The organism is Pseudomonas sp. Sample_24 (assembly GCF_004307605.1).
GTDB lineage: Bacteria > Pseudomonadota > Gammaproteobacteria > Pseudomonadales > Pseudomonadaceae > Aquipseudomonas.
This window is the reverse complement of record NZ_RCNW01000531.1, coordinates 1-4,811: the sequence shown is the minus strand read 5'-3', so window position 1 is coordinate 4,811 and position 4,811 is coordinate 1. Positions and strand designations below refer to the sequence as shown.

The following is a 4,811-nucleotide window of genomic DNA, read 5'->3' as shown; positions in this document are numbered from 1 at the left end:
AATCTGGCCAAGCAGGATTACCGCACCGGCGAGCCGGTCAAGGGCAGTCTGGTGTTGCTCTACCCGGACGGCAAACCGGTGGCCAATGCCAAGTTGACCCTGAGCCTGCGTGCCCAGCAACTGTCGATGGTCGACAACGAACTGCAATACCTCGGGCAATTCCCGGTGGAACTGACCAGCACCGAATTGACCACTGACGCCCAGGGCAACGCGACCCTGGACCTGCCGGCCGCCGACAAACCGAGCCGCTACATGCTCACCGTGTTCGCCAGTGATGGCGCGGCGTATCGGGTCAAGACCACCAAGGAAATCCTCATCGACCGAGGCGCCGCGAATTTCCGCTTGAGCGCACCGCAGCGCTTCAGTGCGGTGGGCGACAAGGTTGCGTTCAGCTACGTCATCGAAAGCGAGCAGAAGGCAGCGGTTACCCCGAGCGGCTATGGCTGGGTTCGTCTGGAAGACCAGAGCAGCGGCGAAGGTAAGCTCGCGGCCACCGACAAAGGTTTCACTCTGGCCTTCGATCGTCCCGGCACCTACAACCTGACGCTCAGGGACGACCACGGCCGAACCCTCGGCGCCACCGGTCATTCAGTCACCGGCGACGGAGTCAAGGCTGTGCCGGGAACCGTCGAAATCGTCCTCGACAAACCCGAGTACAAGGCCGGCGATGAAGCACTGGCGTTGATCACTTTCCCCGAGCCGATCAACGATGCGCTGCTGTCGCTGGAGCGCGACAAGGTCGAAGCCACCGCGCTGCTGTCCAAGGGCGGCGACTGGCTGAAGATGGAGAAACTCAGCGACACCCAGTACCGCGCGCGCATCCCGGTGAAGGAAGGTTTCGCACCGAACCTGACGTTCTCGGTGCTGTACACCAAGGGCGGGCAGTACAGCTTCCAGAACGCCGGCATCAAAGTGACTACGCCGCAGATCGACGTGGCGATCACCACCGACAAAGACACCTACCAGCCGGGCGAAACGGTATCGGTGGACCTGACGACGCAGTTCGCCGGCAAGCCAATCCCCGCGCATCTGACGGTCAGTGTGGTCGACGAAATGGTCTATGCCCTGCAACCGGAAGTGGCACCGAGCATCGACCAGTTCTTTTATCACCCACGCCGCAACAATGTGCGCACCAGTGCCAGCTTGTCGTTCATCAGCTATGACGTCGCGCTGCCGGGCAGCCCCGGTGCGCCGGGTAAAGCCAATCGCAGTGAACGCGGGGTGAAAGTGCTGGAACGGCCGCGGCGCGAAGACGTCGACACCGCCGCGTGGCAACCGGAACTGCTCACCGATGCCAACGGCAAAACCCGCTTCACCTTCAAGATGCCGGACTCGTTGACCCGCTGGCGCATCACCGCCCGGGCCATCGCCGACGACGGTGCGGTGGGGCAGAAGAAGCAATTCGTGCGCTCGGAAAAACCGCTGTACCTGAAGTGGAGCGGACCCGGCAAATTCCGCACTGGGGACAAACCCGATCTCGGTGTGTTTGCTTTCAGTCAGTCGCAAGATCCGGTCAAGGCTGAGCTGGTGACACATTACGCGGGCGCCGAGCAGCGCATCGCCGTCACGCTCAACAGCGGCATCAACTACATCCCGTTACCGACGTTTGCCTTGGGCACGGGCGAGTGGACCGCGGAACTGGTGCAGGACGGCAAAACCGTCGATGCCTTGGCTGTGCACTTGAGCGCGACCGGCGAAGGTTGGCAAGTGACACAAAGCCAAAGCCTGGATGTCGCCAGTGGTGATACGCCGCTGGCGTTGCCGGCGGACGCCACGGACATTCGCCTGCGTCTGGACGACAGTCCGCAAGCGCTGTTCCGCTCGGCGCTCGATGATCTGCTGAGTTATCCCTACGGCGGCGTCGAGCAGACCGCCAGTCGCTTGCTGCCGCTGAGCATCGCGTATCCGACGCTGTCGTCGAATCCGCAGATCCGCGATCGCTTGCGCCTGATCATGCAGAACAGCCGTTTGCGCCTGGTGCAAATGGCCGGGCCTTCGGCGAGTTTCACCTGGTGGGGCATGGACGGTGAGCCGGATGCGTTCCTGACTGCCTACGCCTATTTCGCCGACTGGCACGCCAGCCAGGTGCTGCAATTGAGCCTGCCACCGGAGCATTGGCAGCGGGTGCTGGAGGTGTATGCCAAGCAGGCGAACAACACGCCGCTGTTGCAGCGGGCGTTGATTGTGGCGTTCGCCAAACAGATGCAGTTGCCGATCAACACCTTGCTCAGCGGTTTGGTGGACGATCTGGCGAAAGCGGGCGAGGGCAATGCCGCGAACTTGATGGAGGGCGGTGAAGACAGCCTGGTCATGAGCGATCCGGATTCGGCCTTGGGGCTGGCGGCGGCGAGGGTGTTGACCGCGTCGCTGGCCAGGCAATCGAAGGTCGCGCTGCCGGAGGCCTTCAATCGGCATTTGGCCGATGCGCAGCAACGCTTGGCTGTGAGCTCGCAGCCGTTTGCCGAAGCGCTGAATCTGTCGCTGCAGCCGTTCGATCAGCTCCGTGCGCAGGCGCTGCTGCAACGGCTGTTGCCGCAGCAATCGACCCTTGAACGGGCACTGGCGCTGAGCTGGCTGCAACGCAGTATCGAGCAGGCTTCGCCGACCATCGCACTGGCGCCGGGAGAGGGCTGGAAGAAACAACACAGTGTCACCGGGGAAATGTACTGGACGTGGCAGGGCGCGACGCCGGTGCCGATTGTGTTGTCGCTGTCCGGTGTTCAGGAACGTCCGCTGCGTGCGGCATTGAGCTTCCAGACCCGGCAACCGGCCGTCGAGCCGATGGCCGTGTCCATCACTCGTCGCCTGTCGCGATTGGTGCCGGGTGACGCTGCATTCACTTTCAAGCTCGAAGCGGTGGGCAGCAAGCCGCTGTCCAGCGACAGCCTGTATCTGGACGAAATCATCATCACCAGCAAAGCCGCCAGGCCGCTGCGATACGGGATGATCGAAGTGCCGCTGCCGCCGGGCGCGGATGTCGAGCGCACCACGTGGGGCATCAAGTTGATGGGTAAGGCCGGCACCGAACCGACGGCGCTGGAGAAGGCGCGCTTCGAGCCGGGTCAGATGGCTTACGCGATTCCAGTGGATGCCTTGAGTGGCGAGCTGCGGCTGCGCCATCTGGTGCGCTTCTCGCAAAAAGGCCAATTCCATCTACCGCCGGTGCGTTTCACGCAAGTCTATGCACCTCAGCATCAGGCCCAGGAACAGAAACCGGCGCTTGGTCAGATCACGGTCAACTGACATGACCCGACGTTTGCTCTGGTGGCTGCTGTGTTTGATCCCTGCGCTGGCGACAGCGCAGGAAGCCCCGCTGCGACTGGGATTCGAAGGCGAATTGTTGTCGTTGAGCGGGAACCGGGTGATCGCCCGTGAGCCGTTGCCCGACTCATTGCAGGCGCCTTTGGGTAGTTTGTGGAAGTTGTTTGTCTACGGCTGGCTGGTCGATACCGGTGCCCGAGAACCTGCGTATGAATGTCGCGGGCAGTCCAAAGAAGAGGTTTATTGCTGTACTGCGGGTGGCAGGATCGAACGCGATCAGGCGTTGGTGAAGTCCTGCGGGTTGTACTTCGAGCCTGCGCGATTGGGCATTTCCGCCGCGGATTGGCGCCAGTATTGGCAAGCGCGCAAAGCGCCGCAGTGGCTGCTTGATTTGCCTGCGATGCAACCGTCCACACGTGTTTCGGTAGTGGAGTTGCTGCAAATGCTGGCCGTGCTGCCCGCACAGGATCAGGCGCGGCGGGTGTTGCTTGACGTGGTGTTGAACGCCGCCGACGGCAACGTCGTGGGCGAACTCGGTGGCCGCTTGCGGGTGAAAACCTGGAGTTGGTTGGATGAACATGATCCTTCGTCGCGTCAGGGCGGGTTCGCCGGTTGGACGACGAAGGGCACGCCGATCTGGGCGGGTGGACGGGGGACCAGTCAGAGGGTTCTGCGCAATTACGCTCAAGCCTTGGCTTCGGTGTTGCCGGTTGATTGGCCGGTGGATCCTGGGCGATGTGTCGAGGTGGAGCTGTTTTCACGCTATCCGATCGGGCGCGTTCTGGCGGGAGATCGTGTTGTTGCTTCCGGGCCGATGCAAGGCGACTTTCGCGTCGAATTCAGCAACGGCAACCAGCTCGATATCCACAGCAACGGTGAACTGTTTTTGCTGAAGGACAAGATCGTCGCCCGTCTGGATCGCGAGGAATACGTCGCCCGCGTGCTACAGCGTGAAGCCGCTGCCGAACCTGTCGAGGCCGCCAAGGCCCTGGCGGTCGCCATCCGTACCTACCTGCTGCAAAACGCCACGCGTAACGGTGAATGCCTGAGCATCGACGACAGCAGCCAACGGCAACGAGTCGCCCCACGTCCGGCCACCACCGAGGCGCGCAACATCGCCGCATGGACCAACGACCTCGTGCTTGCCGGCACCGGCGTCACCTACCACTCCGACCAACCCGGCCCGGACAAACTCTCCTGGCAACAAGCCGTGGAACAAGCCAACGCCGGCCAGCGCTACGACGCCATCCTGCTGCACGCCTATCCGCGTGCCAGCCTCAGTCGCTGGGACAACCCCGTTGCCTCCTGCGAAACCTTGCCCGCGGCGCAGGACTGGCTGCAGAAACAACGGCGTGGCTGGCGTATGCGGTTGGAAAGCGAGGCCGGTTACAGCGAAGTCAGCACCTTTGCAGTCTGCCGCCTGGGATTCGGCCGACCCTATGTCGACCGCGAACGCCAGCGCATCTACGTGCGCGGCGCACTGTCCTTGCAGGATCGCCTCGACCTGACCCACGAATACCTGCACCTGGCCTTTGAAGCTCACCCCAACG

The 4,811-nt window shown here is 62.7% G+C and carries 2 protein-coding genes; both read left to right on the top strand.

The genetic code is table 11. The annotated features are described in order from the left end of the window. A partial coding sequence (locus D8V06_RS29865) for an alpha-2-macroglobulin family protein (RefSeq protein ID WP_130932385.1) occupies positions 1–3,243 on the top strand: 3,243 nt, incomplete at its 5' end. A 1-nt stretch (position 3,244) separates the two neighbouring features. Continuing rightward, a partial coding sequence (locus D8V06_RS29860; RefSeq protein ID WP_130932381.1) for a DUF2300 domain-containing protein occupies positions 3,245–4,811 on the top strand: 1,567 nt, incomplete at its 3' end.